Source organism: Pigmentiphaga daeguensis (genome assembly GCF_039523035.1).
Lineage (GTDB): Bacteria > Pseudomonadota > Gammaproteobacteria > Burkholderiales > Burkholderiaceae_B > Pigmentiphaga > Pigmentiphaga daeguensis.
This window is the reverse complement of the sequence record NZ_BAAAEN010000012.1, coordinates 118242-135151: the sequence shown is the minus strand read 5'-3', so window position 1 is coordinate 135151 and position 16910 is coordinate 118242. Positions and strand designations below refer to the sequence as shown.

Below are 16910 nucleotides of genomic sequence, written 5' to 3'. Positions count from 1 at the left end.
CACGAGAGCGGGCGCCACCACGCGAGCGACGAGCCACGAAGCGCGTGTGCGGGGGGTCGGCTGGCAAGGGGAGGTACTGCTGGATGCACGGACAATCTCCTGGATCGGGAGCCGCCGTGCCGGAGGAGCTGTGTGAAATCGCGACCTGCCACCGGTTACGGCGGCAGGGTGCAGTTTTCGAACCGCAACGACGTGCCGCTTCCTAGCGGAAGCGCCACCACTGAGCTGCTTGGTTCGAAACGATGCGGTTCATGTCTTGAGGTGAGTCGGGAGCCGCGGCCATGTGCGCGTTTCTGCTCCGGCGAGGATTCTAGCGCGTCCGCGTTTCGCTTGTCGAACGGAAGAAATGGGGACGGAGCATGACACCGGCATGCCTCGGGCCTGCCCACGCCAAAAGAGGCCTCGCACAACCCTAGCGATAGAACGCCGTCGGCGGCACGCCGAACTGCCGCTTGAACGCGGCCGCGAATGCGCTCTGGCTCTCGTAGCCGTGATCGAACGCGACCCGCAGCACCGGCAGGCCCTGGGCCAGCGCCTCGAGCGCCAGCAGCAGCCGGGCCTGCTGGCGCCATCGGCCGAAGCTCACGCCGGTGCTGCGCAGGAAGTGGCGATGGAAAGTCTTGGGACTCATCGCCAGCCGGGCTGCCCACAGCTGCGCCGTGACGGTGGCGGCGGGATCCTCGGTCAGGGCCCGGCACACGCGCGCGATGCGCGCATCCTCGGGCCAGGGCAGGTGGAACGGCAGCACCGGCAAGGCACGCAGTTCGTCCAGCAGGAAGCGCATCAACCGGCCATCGCGGCTATCGGCCGGGTAGTCCGGCGGCACCAGGGTGGCGGCCAGGATCAGCTCGCGCAGCAGCGGCGGAACGTCGATCACGCAATCGCTTCCGGGCACGCCCTCGATCGCGTCCACGTTGACGAACAGGCTGCGCATGCGTACCGCCCCACGCGCGCGGATGGTGTGCTCGACCCCCGCTTGCAGCCAGACCGCGCGGGTGGGCGGCACGACCCAGCGGCCGGCGGCGGTTTCCACCGCCAGCACACCTTCGATGGCATAGACCAGTTGCGATCGCGGGTGGCTGTGGGGAGGAATGACGTGGCCGGCCGGGTAGTCCACCGCCACGCCGGTCACGGGCGTGGCGGTGGAGTCGTAGGCGGAACCGGCGGCATGGGAAATCATGGCCCATACTACCTTGGACTGACCATTTCGCGACAAGAAAAGGCCAAAACGCGCAATACGGCCATGATCCGCCGCTTCTATCCTTGACGGCATCGACTATCCGGTTGACCCCATGCACCTCGTCTTCCACGCGCTTTCGCCACTACGGCCCCTGCCCTCCGGCCGGGGTCTGCCTGCGCGCACGACGACCACGGACACCCGCTGATCTCCCCAGACCCCGGCCGGACGCAGCTTTCACCTGAAAGCAGGGAGATCGCGTCCACATTCCGAGGCCTGTCATGATCGACCATCCCGAAACCAAGTATCGCCCCTTCCCTCCCGTCCACCTGCCCGGCCGCCAATGGCCTACGCGCACCATCGCGCGGGCGCCCGTCTGGCTGTCGACCGATCTGCGCGACGGCAACCAGGCCCTGTTCGAACCGATGAACCGCGACCGCAAGCTGCGGTTGTTCGACGAGCTCGTGCGGCTGGGATTCAAGGGAATCGAGGTCGGCTTTCCCGCCGCCTCGCGCACCGACTTCGACATCGTCCGGCACCTGGTCGACCAGCGTCGCATTCCCGACGACGTCACGCCCATGGTCATCACGCAGTTGCGCGAGGACCTGATCCGCGAAACCGTCCGCAGCATCCGGGGAGCCCGGCGGGCCATCGTCCATTTCTACAACGCCATCGCGTCTGCCTGGCGCCGGGTGGTGTTCGGCATGTCCGTGCCCGAGATCCGGCGGATGGTCGAGCACCACGTGCGGCTCCTGCGCACGCTGACCGACGACTGCCCGGAAACCGAATGGGTCCTGCAGTATTCGCCGGAGACCTTCTGCATGGCCGAGCTGGAGGTGTCGCTGCAGATGTGCAACACGGCCATACGCGCCTGGGACGCGGGCCCCGGCCGGCCCGTCATCATCAACTTGCCGACCACCGTGGAGGTGGCCACCCCCAACGTGTTCGCCGACCAGATCGAATGGATGAACGGCCGTATCGAGCGGCGCGAGCACGTGGTCCTGTCCGTGCACCCCCACAACGACCGGGGCACCGGCGTGGCTTGCGCCGAGCAGGCCCTGCTGGCGGGCGCCGAGCGCGTGGAAGGCTGCCTGTTCGGCAACGGCGAGCGCAGCGGCAATCTCGACCTGGTCACGCTGGCACTGAACCTGTACACGCAGGGCATCCACCCCGGGCTGGATTTCTCGGACATCGCCGCCGTGGCACGGGTGGCCGAGGAATGCACCGCCCTGCCCATCCATCCCCGCCATCCGTATGTCGGCGACCTGGTCTTCACCGCTTTCTCGGGGTCGCACCAGGACGCCATCGCCAAGGGCTTCGCGGCGCGCAGCGAAGGCGATTTCTGGGAAGTTCCCTACCTGCCCATCGATCCGCACGACCTGGGTCGCACCTACGACAGCATCGTCCGCGTCAACAGTCAGTCGGGCAAGGGCGGCATCGCTTTCCTGCTCCAGCGCGACCGTGGCGTGGTCATGCCGCGCCGCATGCAGGTGGAGTTCGGCGCCATCGTGCAAAAGCATGCGGACGCCAGCGAAACGGAGCTCGGCAGCGACGAACTGTGGGCGCTGTTCAGCCGCACCTATCTGGCGCCGACCGCCGAGGGCGGCTCGCTGGTCTATCGCGGCCACCGGCTGTTCGACGCCGAGGCAGGCCAGGGCATCGAACTGGAAGTGGCGGACGGGACGGGGCGCGTGCGCCGCCTGTGCGGCACCGGCAACGGGCCCATCGCGGCGACGGTGGACGCGCTCGGCGTGCCGCTGCGCATCGATGGCTACGAAGAGCGCAGCCTGGGAGCCGGCGCCGACGCCCAGGCCTTCGCCGTCGTCGAGGCCGCCCTGCCCGGCGTTCCGGGGACCCGCTACGGCGCGGGCCGCCACGCCAACATCGTCGTGGCGTCGATACTCGCGGTGCTGAGCGCGGCGGCGCGTTTCGCAAGCTCGACCGAAGCGGCTGCCGTGTAATCCTCTCCAGGGCCGGCGGCAAATATTGCATGGGCCGGCCCGCGGCGCGGCCCGGCGCCGGGTCCGCACCCCGGCTCTTTCCGGGGGCCGCCGCGCGGGTCGGGGCCGGTGCGGCGCCGCGGCATGCCGCTTGCTTGCCGTCCGCTACGAGCGAACCCGCGGAACGTCCCGACGTGGCGCGGCGGTGCCGCTCATCCAGTCCGAAGGAGATGGCATGAGCGACGCCAAGCCGGGCAGGCCCCGGTCCGATTTCACGCCGCAGCCGGGCGTGCGGGGCTGCGACACGGCTCGCCGGCAGATGTTGGCGGTGTCGCTGGCGGCCCTGCTGGGCGGTCCCTGGCTGCTGCGCCTGGCCTCGGGCGCCGCCCCCGCCTCGGGTAGCGCGGCATCCCGCCCCGCCGCCTTGTCCCCCGAACAGGAGTCCTTCCTGCGCTTCTCGCAAGCCATGACCGGACACGGCGACCTGAATCCCGTAACGGCCGGACGCATCTACGACGCCATGCGCCAGGCCTCCGCGGACTTCCCGGGACAGGCCGCGAAGCTGGCCGGCCTGGCTGGCGATGCGGCCGAACCCGAATCGCTGCTGCAGCGCGCCACCGAGGCCGGCCTGCGCGAGACCGCGCTGGCCGTGGTCGCGGCCTGGTACACGGGCTCGGTGGGCGCGGACAGCAGGGCCACCGTCGTGGCCTATCGCGACGCCCTGATGTACCGCCCCGTCCAGGACGCCCAGACCGTGCCGACCTACTGCAATTACGGTCCCGCCTGGTGGGTGGCCGACCCGCCTCCGATAGGCGTCTCGCCCCCGGTGGAGCGTCCCGGCCCCGAAGCGCCCACGACCGGCTTTCCCGTTCCGACCACGCGGCCCCCGGCGCCGCCTCGTTCCACGCCCCAGGGCGCCCCGTCCGGGGAAGGCCGATGAAGACGCCCTCCTTCGACGCCCAGGGAAATGCCTCCGCCGATATCGTCGTGGTGGGCTCGGGCGTGGTCGGCGCCATGATCGCCGACCAGCTTGCCGGCCAGGGCCATGCCGTGCTGGTCCTGGAGGCCGGCCCGCGGATCGATCGCGGCCAGGCGGTCGAGAACTGGCGCAACATGCCCTTCTTCAATCGCGTGGGGTCCGACTTCCAGGGACTGTTTCCCCAATCCCCGCTGGCCCCCGCGCCGCTGTACTTCCCCAAGAACGACTACGTGCTGACCACCGGCCCCAGCGGCGGCGGCTTCCAGCAGGGCTACCTGCGCGTGGTGGGGGGCACGACCTGGCACTGGGCCGCATCGTGCTGGCGCCATCTGCCCGTGGACCTGCGCATGCGGAGCGCCTATGGGGTCGGACGCGACTGGCCGATCTCGTATGACGAGCTGGAGCCCTTCTATTGCGAAGCCGAGGACCGCATGGGCGTGGCCGGTCCCAACGATCCCGCGCTGCAATCACCGTCCGAGCGCAGCCGGCCCTATCCGATGGACATGATCCCCTGGGGTTATGGCGACCGGCGCTTCGCGGAAGTGGTCAACGCCCACGGCTACCGTTCCGTGCCCATTCCCCAGGCGCGCAACACGCAGCCCTGGCATGGCCGTCCCGCCTGCTGCGGCAACAACAACTGCCAGCCCATCTGCCCCATCTCGGCCATGTACAACGGCATCCACCACGTGACCAGCGCCGAGGGCAAGGGCGCCAAGGTGCTGGAGCAGGCGGTGGCCTATCGGCTGGACACCGACGAGAACAACCGCATCACGGCGGTGCACTGGTATGACGCGCAACGGCAGTCGCACCAGGCCATGGGCAGGATGTTCGTGCTGGCCTGCAACGGGATCGAGACTCCTCGCCTGCTGCTGCTCGCCGCCAATGAACGCAACCCACGCGGCATCGCGAACTCGTCCGACCAGGTCGGACGCAACATGATGGATCACTCGGGCTTCCACTGCACCTTCCTCGCGCGTGAACCGATCTGGACCGGGCGCGGGCCGGCGCAGAGCAGTTGCCTAGTCGGTCCGCGCGACGGGGCCTTCCGCTCGGAATACTCGGCCAACAAGATCATCCTGAACAACATCACGCGTGTCGGCCCCGCCACCACGCAGGCCCTCAAGCTCGGCCTGGTCGGCAAGGCGCTGGACGACGAGATCCGCCGCCGCACCGCCTATGGCGTGGACCTGTCGATCAGCCTGGAGCCGCTGCCGGATCCCAGCAACAGGCTTACGCTGAGCATCACCCGGCGCGATCCGCTGGGCCTGGCCTGTCCCGACATCCACTACGACGTGGGCGACTACGTGCGCAAGGGCGCCGAAGCTTCGCGCCGCCAGCTCGAACACATAGGCAGCCTGTTCGACGCGGTGGAGTTCCACATCACGCCGGACCTGAACGCCAACAACCACATCATGGGCGGCACCATCATGGGCGCGAACCCCAGGGACTCGGTGGTGGATGGCGACTGCCGGGCCCACGACCATCCGAACCTGTGGCTGCCGGGCGGCGGCGCCATGCCGTCGGCCAGCGTGGTCAACAGCACCCTGACCATGGTGGCCCTGGGCCTGAAGGCGGCGGCCTCCATCGAACGGGAACTGGGGCGAGGCTAGGATGCGCACGCATACGACATGGCCGTTGCGTTCCGCCCGCCGCGCCACGGCCATCGCGGCGCTGGTCCTCGGCATGCCGGCGGCGGTGGCCGCGCAGCCGGCACCGGCGCCCGGCGCGCCGGCGGATGCTGCCCTGATCGAACGCGGCCGCTATCTGGCCGTCGCCGCCGACTGCACGGCCTGCCACACGGCCAAGGGCGGCAAGCCGTATGCGGGCGGCTACAGCGTGGAGTCCCCGCTGGGCACCATTTATGCGACCAACATCACGCCATCGAAGACGGCCGGCATAGGCAACTACACCGAGGCGCAGTTCGCCCGCGCGCTGCGCCAGGGAATACGGGCGGACGGCGCCCATCTCTACCCGGCCATGCCCTACACCGCCTATACCGCGATCAGCGACGAAGACGTGCACGCGCTTTATCTCTATTTCATGCAAGGGGTCGAACCGGTGGACACGGAGGTCGCCCGGACCCGGCTGCCTTTCCCCTTCAACCTGCGCCTGTCCATGGCCGCCTGGAACCTGCTGTTCCTGAAGGACGAGCGCTTCCAGCCAGACGCCGGCGCCAGCGAGGAGGTCAACCGCGGGGCCTATCTCGCCAACGCGCTGGCCCATTGCAGCACCTGCCATACGCCGCGCAACGCGCTGATGGCCGAACGCGAAAGCCGCTTCCTGGCCGGGAGCGGACTGGGAGCCTGGTACGCACCCAACATCACGCCCCATGCTTCAGGCATAGGCGGCTGGAGCGACGAGGACCTGGTCCGGTACCTGCGTACCGGCCACGCCGCAGGCAAGGGCCAGGCCGCCGGCCCCATGGCCGAGGCGGTCGAGAACAGTTTCCAGCACCTGCGGCCGGAAGATCTCCAGGCCATGGTGGCCTACCTGCGTACGGTCCGGCCCGTCGCCGACGAAGGCGCGCCGGCACGGCCGGCCTACGCCCAGGGGCGCGCCTTCAGCAGCGAGGCCGAGCTGCGCGGCACGCATGGCCCCAACGAGCGCGACAGCCTGAAGACCGGCGCGGCGCTCTACAGCGCCCACTGCGCCAGTTGCCACCAGGCCGACGGCTCCGGCAGCGCCAACCAGCGCTATCCTTCGCTGTTCCACAACACGGCCACCGGCGGGCCGAACCCCGCCAATCTCGTCGCCGTCATGCTCTATGGCGTCGAGCGCGACGCCGGAGGCGAACATGCCCTGATGCCGCGCTTCGACGGCCAGTCCTACGTCAGCGCGCTGTCCGACGAGCAGATCGCCGCCATCTCGAACTACGTGCTGGCCCAGTACGGCAACGGCGCGTCCCGCGTGTCCGGCCGCGACGTGGCGATCGCCCGCCAGGGCGGTCCCCGTCCCCTGCTCGCCAAGGTCCAGCCCTTCATCGTCTGGACGCTGATAGGCGTGGCGATCCTGGTCGTGGTACTGGCCGCCCTTCTGCTGACGAGGCGCCGCCGACGCCGCTCCACCATACCCTGATGCCATGGACGCCCTGCTGCTCGCCCGTATCCAGTTCGGGTTCACGATCTCCTTCCACATCATCTTTCCCGCCCTGACCATCGGGCTGGCGAGCTACCTGGTCGTGCTGGAAGCACTATGGCTGCGTACCCGGCGCCAGGCCTACATCGACCTGTACCACTTCTGGCTGAAGGTGTTCGCGGTCGCCTTCGCGATGGGCGTGGTGTCGGGCATCGTGATGGCCTACCAGTTCGGCACCAACTGGAGCAACTTCTCGCGCTTCGCGGGCAGCATCACCGGCCCCCTGCTGACCTACGAAGTCCTGACCGCCTTCTTCCTCGAGGCGGGCTTCCTGGGCGTCATGCTGTTCGGCCTGAAGCGGGTGGGACCCGGCCTGCACTTCGTCTCGACCCTGGCGGTGGCGATCGGCACGCTGATCTCGGCCACCTGGATCCTGGCCTCGAACAGCTGGATGCACACCCCGCAGGGACACGAGATCATCGACGGACGGGTCGTGCCGGTGGACTGGCTGGCCGTCATCTTCAACCCGTCCTTTCCCTACCGGCTGGCCCACATGGTGACCGCGGCCTACCTCGCGACGGCCCTGATGGTTGGCGGTACCGCCGCATGGCACCTGCTGCGCGGGCACGGCAGCCCGCCGGTGCGCACCATGCTGTCGATGGCCATGTGGATGCTGCTGGCCGCGGCGCCCATCCAGGCCATCCTGGGCGACCAGCACGGACTGAACACGCTGCGGTACCAACCCGCCAAGCTGGCTGCCATCGAGGGGCATTGGGAACGCCCGCCGGCGGGCGAAGGGGTGCCGCTGACGTTGTTCGGCTGGCCGGACATGAAGGCGGAGACCACGCGCTACAAGGTCGACGTGCCCCGCCTGGGCAGCCTGATCCTGACCCACAGCTGGGATGGCGAAATCCCGGCCCTGAAGGAATTCCCGCCCGAGGACCGCCCGAACTCGACCATCGTGTTCTGGACCTTCCGCATCATGGTCGGCCTGGGCCTGTTGATGATCGCGCTGGCGCTGTGCGGGCTGTGGCTGCGGCGCTCGTCCCGGCTGTACGCGTCGCGGCCCTTCCTGCGCTTCGCGCTGGCGATGTCGCCGGCGGGCCTGGCCGCCATCCTTGCCGGCTGGTACACCACCGAGATCGGTCGCCAGCCCTGGACGGTGTACGGCCTGCTGCGCACGGCAGACGCGGCCACGCCGCAGCACACGACCGGGCAGGTGGCCTTCACCCTGCTGCTGTTCGTGGTCGTGTACTTCGCGGTGTTCGGCGCGGGCACCGCCTACGGACTGAGGTTGCTGGCCAAGGGGCCTGCTCCCGCCGAACACCGGCGCGACGCCGGCGGCGGGCCGGGCGAACGGCGCCAACCCATGCGGCCGCTGTCGGCCGCGCAGGAAGACGGCGACGGCGAGGCGCCGGAGGAGTCGCACCATGGGCATTGACCTGCCGCTGATCTGGGCCGTGATCATCCTGTTCGGCATCATGATGTACGTCATCATGGATGGCTTCGATCTGGGCATCGGCCTCCTGTTCCCGTTTTTCCCGGACAAGGACGAGCGCGACGTGATGATGAACACCGTGGCGCCGGTCTGGGACGGCAACGAAACCTGGCTGGTGCTGGGCGGCGCCGGCCTGCTGGCCGCTTTTCCCCTGGCCTATTCGGTCATCCTGAGCGCGCTGGCGCTGCCGCTCATCCTGATGCTGGTGGGCCTGATCTTCCGCGGCGTGGCCTTCGAGTTCCGCTTCAAGGCCCGCGACCATGAGCGGCGGCTGTGGGACCGCGCATTCGCGGGCGGTTCGCTGCTGGCCACGTTCTGCCAGGGCGTCACGCTGGGCGCCTTCCTGAACGGCCTGCCCGTGCGCGACGGCAACTACGCGGGCGGCGCCTTCGACTGGATCTCGCCGTTTCCATTGTTCACCGGGCTGGGACTGCTGTGCGCCTATGCGCTGCTCGGGGCAACCTGGCTGGTCCTGAAGACCGAAGGCGAACTGCAGGCCCGCATGCGGCGCATCGGCGCGCGGCTGGCCTGGATCACGCTGGCGGTGATCGGCGTCATCAGCATCTGGACGCCACTCACGCATCCGCCCATCGCCGAGCGCTGGTTCAGCTTCCCCAACATCGTCTGGTTCGCGCCGGTGCCGGTGCTGGTGCTGCTGGTGACCTGGGGGCTGTTGCGCGCCCTGCGCCGGGACGGCCACGCCTCGCCTTTCCTGCTGACCCTGGCCCTGGTCTTCCTGGGATACAGCGGACTGGGCATCAGTCTGTGGCCCTACGTCATTCCCCCCGGCATCTCGATCTGGGACGCGGCCGCGCCGCCGCAAAGCATGGGCTTCACGCTGGTGGGCGCGCTGCTGGTGATCCCGTTCGTGCTGATGTACACCGCCCTGGGATACTGGGTCTTCCGCGGCAAGGTGCGCCATGGCGAGGGCTACCACTGATGGCCGGCGCGCACCGCGCCTGGCCGCGCCGCCTCGCCTGGCTGCTCGCGCTGTGGGCGGGCGGCGTGGCCGCGCTGGGCATCGTCGCGGCCGTGCTGAAACTGATCATGCGCGGCGTCGGCCTGGCATGACACCGGCGCCTCAAACCGTGCGCCGGGTATTCATCAACATGTCGTAAAGCAGTTGGGCGACCGGACTGAGCTGCCTACCGCGCCGGTGGATCAGGCCGATGTCCCGGCTGATGGCCGGCTCGCGCAAGGGCTTGCTGACCAGTGCCGCATGCCGGCCCTTGGGCATGGCCAGTTGCGGCACGACGCCTATGCCCACTCCCGCTTCCACCAGGCTGACCAGCGCGGGCACGTGCTGGACCTCGCAGAACCATCGCGGTTGATGCTCGCTATGGGCAAGGGCCTGGTCCATCAGGAAGCGGTTGCCGCTGCCCTGGGCAAGCCGGATGAAATGGTGATCGGCCAGTTGCGCCCAGGTCAGCGTGCGCCGCGCGGCCAGGGGATGGTCGCGCCGCAGCGCGACCACGAAGGGCTCGTTCAGCAAGGGCTGGTACGCGATCTCGGCATCCTGCGTGCCGATGTAGGTCAGCCCGAAGTCGGCGTCGCCGCGCGCCACCGCGGTCAGGACCTCGGACGATGACTCGTCGATGATGCGGATGCGGATGCGCGGATATTTCTGGTGGTACTGGCGGATGACCTCGGGCAGGAAGTAGGCCACCGCCGACGGCACGCAGGCGATGGTCACCTCGCCCGACAGTTTCTCGGCCACATCCTGGATCCCTATCAGCGCATGCTCGAGCTCGTTGAGGACGTTCCTGGCGCGCGGCACGAAACCGCGCCCTATGGTCGTCAGCTGGACCTTGCGCGTGGTCCGTTCGAACAGCTTGACGCCCAGGGCATCCTCCAGCTTGTCCACCCGCCGGGACAGCGCGGACTGCGACACGTACAGGGACTCGGAAGCGGCCCGGAAGCTTCCCAGGTCCGCCACGGCAAGAAAGGCGCGCAGATCGGCCAGGTCGAATTTCATGCGTTTTCGTCAAGAATCCATCCAATTTTTGCACTTTACTCCTGTTTGGTCGTCGCCCAAGATGCGTCCACAGCCTTGCTTCCAGGGCGAAGCCAGATACGGAGACAGACTTGCCACGCTCGATTTCCCGCCTTCTCGTCTTGCGGCTGCTTGCCGGCAGCGCGCTGCTGGCCGCCGCCTCGCCCGGTCCGGCGCAGGCCGACACCTGGACGCCCGCCAAGCCCGTACGCCTGCTGGTGCCCTACGGTCCCGGCGGCAGTTCGGACGTGATCGCCCGCGCCATCGCCACGGAAATGGCGAAAGGCCTGGGCAAGGCGGTGGTGGTGGAAAACAAGGGCGGCGGCCAGGGCACGATCGCCACCAACGAAGTGGCCCGCGCCCGGCCCGACGGCTACACCATCGTGCTTGGCCACGTGGGCACGCTGGCGGTCAACCCGGCCATGATGAAAGACCTGCCCTACCAGGTCGACAAGGACTTCGCCCCCATTACCCTGCTGGCGCGCTTGCCCATGGTGTTCGCGGTGTCCGAACGGGTGGAGGCGGCGGACCTTCCCGCCTTCATCCGCCTGGCCCGCGCCCAGCCCGGCAAGTTCAACTACGGCTCGGCCGGCAACGGCAGCGCGGGACACCTTGCCTTCGAGATGCTCAAGTCCACGACGAAGACGGCCATCACGCACATTCCCTACAAGGGCACCGGCGCCCAGGTCGCCGACCTGATCGCCGGCCACATCGACGCCGCGGCCGCCGGCACGCCGGGCCTCTTGCCGCCGTTCCAGGCCGGCCGGATTCGCATCCTTGCCGTAGGCGCCTCGAAGCGCCTGGCGGTGCTGCCCGACGTTCCCACCGTGGCCGAACTCGGCTACCCGGACTTCGAGAGCTCCCAGTGGTTCGGCCTGCTGGCGCCGGCCGGCACGCCCCGGCCCGTTGTCCACCGCCTGCACGAGGAAGCGCTGAAGGCGCTGCATTCGCCTTCGGTCCAGCAGCGCCTGCAGCACGACTCCAGCGAATCGCTGGGCCAGGGGCCCGCCGAATTCGCGGCCTTCATCCGCAGCGAACAGGCGCGCTGGGGTGCGGTGGTTCGCGCCGCCGGCATCTCGGCAGATTGATTTCCCACTCTTCCCCTACGCAGGAACGCTTCATGTCATCCAACGTCGTCCCGCCTACGAAATATTCCGAAGCAGAGCTGACCCGCCTGGGCATCCTGGCGTTCCGCGCGCTGGGCCTGCCCGAGCAGGACGCCCGGGACGTCACCCGCGTGCTGGTGCTGGCCGACATGTTCGGCTTGTCGACCCACGGCCTGAGCCGCCTCGAATCGTATGGCGAGCGGCTGAAGGTCGGCGGTATCGCCGCGCGCGCCCAGGTGACGGTGCACACGGTGGCCCCCGCGCTACGGCTGGTGGACGGCGGCAACGGTGTCGGCCCGCTGGTCGGCATGCATGCCCTGCGCGCGGCCATGGAAGCCGCGACGGAATGCGGCGTGGGTGTCGCGTTCGCACGCGGCAGCAACCATTTCGGTCCGGTCTCGCCCTATTCGCTGATCGCCGCCCAGGATGGGTTCGCCAGCATCATCGGCAGCAATGCCACCACCACCATCGCCCCCTGGGGCGGAAGCGACGCCCGGCTGGGCAACAGCCCGATCGGATTCGGAGTGCCCAACCCGGGCGGCGATCCCTTCCTGCTCGACATGGCGATGAGCGTCGTGGCGCGCGCCAAGATCCGCCGCGCCCTCAAGCAGGGCCAGTCCATTCCCGACACCTGGGCCACCGACCAGGCCGGCCGTCCCACCACCGACCCGGCCGCCGCCCTGGACGGTTTCCTGCTCCCCATAGGCGGGCACAAGGGCTATGGCCTGGCCTTGATGGTGGACCTGTTCGCCGGCCTGCTTTCCAACGCCGCCTACCTGACCCACGTGAAGTCCTGGGTCGAGGCGCCGGACCAACCGCAGAACCTGGGGCACTTCTTCATCCTGATCGACACGCGGCGGCTCGGCTCCACCGCCTGGCTGGCCGATCGGATGAACGACTTCGCCGCCATCCTGCATGGCAGCACGCCGGTCGACCCCGGCCAGCCCGTCATCGTCCCCGGGGAAATCGAGCTGGGCCGGCTGGCGCGCAGCCGCGCGGAGGGCATCGAGCTCGATGCCGACACCGCCGCCCTGCTGGCCGCCTACGCCGGGCCCCGCTAGCGCCACGGCCAGACCAAGGAGAAAGACATGAAGACACTGGCAACGCTGGCGATGCTGGCCCTGGCACTGCCCGGGCACGCGCACGCCGCGGACAAGTACCCATCCAGGCCCGTGCGGGTCATCGTGCCCTACGTCGCCGGCGGCGCCGCCGACATCACCACGCGGGTGGTCGCCCAGAAACTCTCGGACCGCCTGGGCGCGAGCTTCGTCGTCGAGAACAAGCCGGGCGCCAACGGCATGATAGGCACGGACTTCGTCGCCAAGGCGAAGCCGGACGGCTACACCCTGCTGGCCGATGCCAGCGGGCCGCTGGTCGTCAACCCGTCCTTGTACGACAAGGTGCCGTACGACCCGGTGAAGGACCTCGTGCCCGTCAGCCAGTTGACCAGCTATCAATACGCGCTGGTCGTGCCCGCGGCCTCGCCCCTGCGCAGCCTGGACGACCTGGTCCGGACGGCGCGCGCGCAGCCGGGCAAGCTCAGCTATGGTTCCGCCGGCATCGGCGCCGGCGGCCACCTGGCCGGAGAGCTCCTGGCGCTGATGAGCAAGACCGAACTCACCCACGTCCCCTACAAGGGCAACGCTCAGGCGCTAGCCGATATCCTGGGCGGACAGTTGTCCTTTACCTTCGACACCATCGTGACCGCCGTGCCGCATATCCACGGCGGCAAGCTGCGCGCGTTCGCGGTGTCCGGCCCGACCCGCTCGCCCGCGCTGCCCGATGTTCCCACCATGGAAGAACTCGGCTACAAGGGCTTCCACATCACGCAGTTCCAGGGCATTCTTGCTCCTGCCGGCACCGATGCGGCCATCGTCAGGACACTGAACGATGCGGTGGCCGCAGCCATGCGTGAACCCGATGTGGTCAAGCGGCTGGCCGACGAGGGCGGCTACGAGATCGTCGCCGGCTCCCCGACGGATTTCGGCCAGTTGATCGCCACCGAACTCGGCATGTACCGGCGTCTGATCCGGGACGCGAACATCAGGATGCAATGAACATGACAACGGTCGATGTCCTGGTCCAGGGCTACCCTGGACGCGCCACCCATCACGGCGGGCTGGGCTGGAGCACGGTGACGCTGGTTCGCGCCGACGGCCGCAACATCCTCGTCGACGTCGGCGCCTTCGGCGCCCGCAAGCCCATCCTGAAGGCGCTCACCGGCCGCGGCGTGCAGCCGGCCGACATCACCGACGTGGTGCTGACCCATGCCCACTACGACCATGCGGTCAACTTCACGCTGTTTCCGCAGGCCACCGTCTGGATCGGCGACGAGGAACTGAGCTGGGCCGCCGCCCAGCCGCCCGGTTTCAACCCCATCCCCGAACTCTACGTACGCGAACTATGCGCCTCGCCGCGCGTGCGGCGGGTGCGCGACGGCGAAACCTTCCTGCCCGGGCTGCAGGCCATCGCGGCCCCGGGCCATACGCCCGGCCATCTCCTGTTCTATCTGACCGATGCGCAGGAACCGGTGCTGTTCACCGGCGACGCGGCCAAGAACCGCGCCGAACTGCTCAGCATGAGCGTGGCGGACACCGACGACGCGCAGGCCAGCGCCCGCAGCCTGGAAACGATCTGGCAGCTCTGGAAGCGGCGGCCCGGCACATTGCTGGTTCCGGGCCACGACCTCAGCATGCGCCTGGACGCCGACGGCCGCCCCGTCTACGTGGGCGAACGCGCCGCCGAAATCGGCGCCTGGTTCAGCGAGACGCTGCAGCAGACGAAGATCGATCTGTGCTGCCCGCCCCGCCTCGATTTCTCTCAACTCGCGAACGCTTGACCATGCCCATCACTCCCGACGTACGCACCGCCTTCGCCCCCACCGGCGTGCTGCGCGCCTCCATCAACATCGGCAATCCCATCCTCGCCTCCCTGGACGCGGGCAGCGACACCCCGCGCGGCGTATCGGTCGACCTGGCGCGGGAACTGGCGCGCCGGCTGGACCTGCCCATCGAACTGAAGGTGTTCAAGAGCGCCGGCGAATCCGTGCGCGCGGTCACCGACGAAGAGGCCGACGTCGGCTTCTTCGCCATCGATCCCGAGCGTGGGCAAGGCATAGGCTTTACCGCTCCCTACGTGATCATCGAGGGATGCTACCTGGTGCCTCATGACTCGCCGCTGCGCAGCAACGACGAAGTCGACGCCGAGGGCACCACCGTCGTGGTCGGCCGCGGCAGCGCCTACGACCTGTTCCTGACCCGCGCGCTCCAGCACGCCACGCTGCTGCGCGCGCCCACGTCGCCATCGGTGGTCGAGGTCTTCGTGAAGGAAGGCGCCGACGTCGCCGCCGGCGTACGCCAGCAACTGGAGGCCGACATGGCGGCCCGCGGCGGGCTGCGCCTCCTGCCCGGGCGCTTCATGGAAATACGTCAGGCCATGGGCCTGCCCAAGGGCCGCGGCGACGAGGCCATCCGGGTGCTGCGGACCTATGTGGAAGAGGCCAAGGCGTCCGGCTTCGTGGCCGAGGCCCTGGAGCGCCACCGGATCGAGGGCGTATCGGTGGCGCCGGCGGATTGAGAGGCAGGCGCCCTTCAGACCGGATCGTCCAATCCCAGCTGCACCTGCTCCGCCGCCCGTAGCACCGCCCGCGCCTTGGCCTCCGTTTCCGCCCATTCCTTCTCGGGCTCGGAGTCGGCCACCACGCCGGCGGCCGCCTGCGCGTACAGCATGCCGTTCTTGATCACGCCGGTGCGGATGGCGATGGCCAGGTCCATCTCGCCGCCGTAGCTCAGGTAGCCCGCCGCCCCGCCGTACACGCAGCGCCGCACCGGCTCCAGTTCGTCGATCAGTTCCAGCGCCCGCACCTTGGGCGCGCCGGACAGCGTGCCTGCCGGAAAGGTCGCGCGCAGCACGTCCATGGAACTCATGTCCCGGCGCAGCAGCCCGGTGACGTTGGACACCAGGTGCATGACATGCGAATAGCGTTCGATCGCCAATTGGTCGGTCACCTGCACCGAGCCGATCTCGGCGATGCGGCCGACGTCGTTACGGGCCAGGTCGATCAGCATGACATGCTCGGCAATCTCCTTGGGATCGGCGCGCAGTTCCTCGGCCAGCGCCAGGTCTTCCTCGGGCGTGCCGCCACGCGGACGGGTGCCGGCCAGGGGCCGGATCGTGACGCGGCTGCGGGTCTCGCCCTGTTCCTGCACCGCCTCCTGCCGCACCAGGATCTCGGGCGAGGAACCCACGACGTGGAAGTCGCCGAAATTCCAGAAGTACATGTAGGGCGAGGGATTGAGCGAGCGCAGCGCCCGGTACAGCGACAGCGGCGAATCGCGGAAGGGCTTGGCAATGACCTGGCCCACCTGGACCTGCATCAGGTCGCCGGCGGCGATGTATTCCTTGGCCTTGCGCACGGCCGCCAGGTAGTCCGGCTTCTGGAAGTCGCGGCGGGTCTCGGTGACCATGCTGGCCTGGCTGTACGGGATCTCGGCCGGGCGGCGCAGCTGGGCACGCAGGTCCAGCAGGCGGGTGCGGGCGCGGGCATAGGCTTCGCGCTGGCCGGGGTCGGCGTAGACCATCAGGTAAAGCCGCCCGCTCAGGTTGTCGATGATGGCCAGTTCGTCGATCAACAGCAGCAGCAGGTCGGGCACCGGATCGCCCATGCCGGCGGGGTCGGGCTTGGTGCAGGGGCCCAGCCGGGGTTCGATGTGGCGGACCATGTCATGGCCGAAGTAGCCGGCCAGGCCGCCCACGAAACGGGGCATCCCGGGACGCAGCGCCACCTTGAAGCGTTTCTGGTATTCGGCGATGAAAGCGAGCGGATCGCCCTCGTGGCGCTCGACCACCTGGTCGTCGGTCACCACCTCGACGTTGCGGCCGCGCGCCCGGATGAAGGTGCGCGCGGGCAGGCCGATGAAGGAGTAGCGCCCGAAACGCTCGCCGCCCACCACGGACTCCAGCAGGCAGCTCATGGCGCCGCGCCGGGGCCCGCTCTGGGCCAGTTTCAGATAGAGCCCGAGCGGGGTATCCAGGTCGGCATAGGTTTCGGACACCAGCGGGATGCGGTTGTATCCCTGGGAAGCCAGGGCCTGGAATTCGACTTCGGTCATGCTTGCCTCGTATCGCGTGGAATGTTGGAGT

Annotated in this window: 15 protein-coding genes; 12 read left to right on the top strand and 3 right to left on the bottom strand. The window is 69.0% G+C overall.

What is annotated here, in order from left to right; translation table 11 throughout:
- Positions 1 to 412: 412 nt before the first annotated feature.
- On the bottom strand, positions 413 to 1180 hold the full coding sequence (locus ABD104_RS16395; RefSeq protein ID WP_338616285.1) for an AraC family transcriptional regulator: 768 nt from the start codon (positions 1178 to 1180) through the stop codon (positions 413 to 415).
- Positions 1181 to 1458: 278 nt separating this feature from the next.
- Between ABD104_RS16395 and ABD104_RS16390 the strand changes: the two genes are divergently transcribed.
- From ABD104_RS16390 to ABD104_RS16360, 7 genes are all read left to right on the top strand, one after another.
- On the top strand, positions 1459 to 3138 hold the full coding sequence (locus ABD104_RS16390) for a 2-isopropylmalate synthase (protein ID WP_343927844.1): 1680 nt from the start codon (positions 1459 to 1461) through the stop codon (positions 3136 to 3138).
- 214 nt (positions 3139 to 3352) lie between these two features.
- Positions 3353 to 4057, top strand: coding sequence for a sugar dehydrogenase complex small subunit (locus ABD104_RS16385; RefSeq protein ID WP_338616288.1), 705 nt, complete (start codon positions 3353 to 3355; stop codon positions 4055 to 4057).
- The gene (locus ABD104_RS16380) at positions 4054 to 5706 is read left to right on the top strand and encodes a GMC family oxidoreductase (RefSeq protein WP_338616290.1); all 1653 of its coding nucleotides are present in this window, start codon (positions 4054 to 4056) and stop codon (positions 5704 to 5706) included. Before ABD104_RS16385 ends, ABD104_RS16380 begins: the two co-directional genes overlap by 4 nt.
- Positions 5707 to 5731: 25 nt before the next feature.
- Positions 5732 to 7171, top strand: coding sequence for a c-type cytochrome (locus tag ABD104_RS16375; protein WP_343927843.1), 1440 nt, complete (start codon positions 5732 to 5734; stop codon positions 7169 to 7171).
- Between the two features lie 4 nt (positions 7172 to 7175).
- Positions 7176 to 8612: a cytochrome ubiquinol oxidase subunit I gene (locus ABD104_RS16370; RefSeq protein ID WP_338616293.1), complete on the top strand. Its 1437-nt coding sequence runs from the start codon at positions 7176 to 7178 to the stop codon at positions 8610 to 8612.
- Complete coding sequence (gene cydB / locus ABD104_RS16365) at positions 8602 to 9609, top strand: cytochrome d ubiquinol oxidase subunit II (RefSeq protein WP_338616295.1); 1008 nt, start codon at positions 8602 to 8604, stop codon at positions 9607 to 9609. The genes ABD104_RS16370 and cydB overlap by 11 nt, the downstream gene beginning before the upstream one ends.
- Entirely contained in the window at positions 9609 to 9740 is a 132-nt protein-coding gene (locus tag ABD104_RS16360; RefSeq protein WP_343927842.1) for a DUF2474 domain-containing protein, read from the top strand. The genes cydB and ABD104_RS16360 overlap by 1 nt, the downstream gene beginning before the upstream one ends.
- A 10-nt stretch (positions 9741 to 9750) precedes the next feature.
- Here the strand turns inward: ABD104_RS16360 and ABD104_RS16355 are convergent, their stop codons facing one another.
- Entirely contained in the window at positions 9751 to 10644 is an 894-nt protein-coding gene (locus tag ABD104_RS16355) for a LysR family transcriptional regulator (RefSeq protein ID WP_338616297.1), read from the bottom strand.
- 110 nt (positions 10645 to 10754) lie between these two features.
- Here ABD104_RS16355 and ABD104_RS16350 point away from each other — a divergent pair, with 110 nt between their 5' ends.
- Genes ABD104_RS16350 through ABD104_RS16330 form a run of 5 tightly spaced genes read left to right on the top strand, consistent with a single transcriptional unit; the run spans position 10755 to position 15344 of the window.
- Positions 10755 to 11750 (top strand): Bug family tripartite tricarboxylate transporter substrate binding protein, encoded by a 996-nt coding sequence (locus tag ABD104_RS16350; RefSeq protein ID WP_425543337.1) that lies wholly within the window; start codon positions 10755 to 10757, stop codon positions 11748 to 11750.
- A 32-nt stretch (positions 11751 to 11782) separates the two neighbouring features.
- Positions 11783 to 12829, top strand: coding sequence for an Ldh family oxidoreductase (locus tag ABD104_RS16345; protein WP_338616299.1), 1047 nt, complete (start codon positions 11783 to 11785; stop codon positions 12827 to 12829).
- 27 nt (positions 12830 to 12856) lie between these two features.
- Positions 12857 to 13825 (top strand): Bug family tripartite tricarboxylate transporter substrate binding protein, encoded by a 969-nt coding sequence (locus ABD104_RS16340; RefSeq protein ID WP_343927841.1) that lies wholly within the window; start codon positions 12857 to 12859, stop codon positions 13823 to 13825.
- Between the two features lie 2 nt (positions 13826 to 13827).
- Positions 13828 to 14607, top strand: a complete 780-nt coding sequence (locus tag ABD104_RS16335) for an MBL fold metallo-hydrolase (RefSeq protein WP_343927840.1) — start codon at positions 13828 to 13830, stop codon at positions 14605 to 14607.
- Between the two features lie 2 nt (positions 14608 to 14609).
- The gene (locus ABD104_RS16330) at positions 14610 to 15344 is read left to right on the top strand and encodes an ABC transporter substrate-binding protein (RefSeq protein ID WP_338616303.1); all 735 of its coding nucleotides are present in this window, start codon (positions 14610 to 14612) and stop codon (positions 15342 to 15344) included.
- Positions 15345 to 15358: 14 nt separating this feature from the next.
- On the opposite strand, the gene ABD104_RS16325 is transcribed toward ABD104_RS16330, so the two are convergent.
- Positions 15359 to 16879: an anthranilate synthase component I family protein gene (locus ABD104_RS16325; RefSeq protein WP_338616304.1), complete on the bottom strand. Its 1521-nt coding sequence runs from the start codon at positions 16877 to 16879 to the stop codon at positions 15359 to 15361.
- Positions 16880 to 16910: the final 31 nt, after the last annotated feature.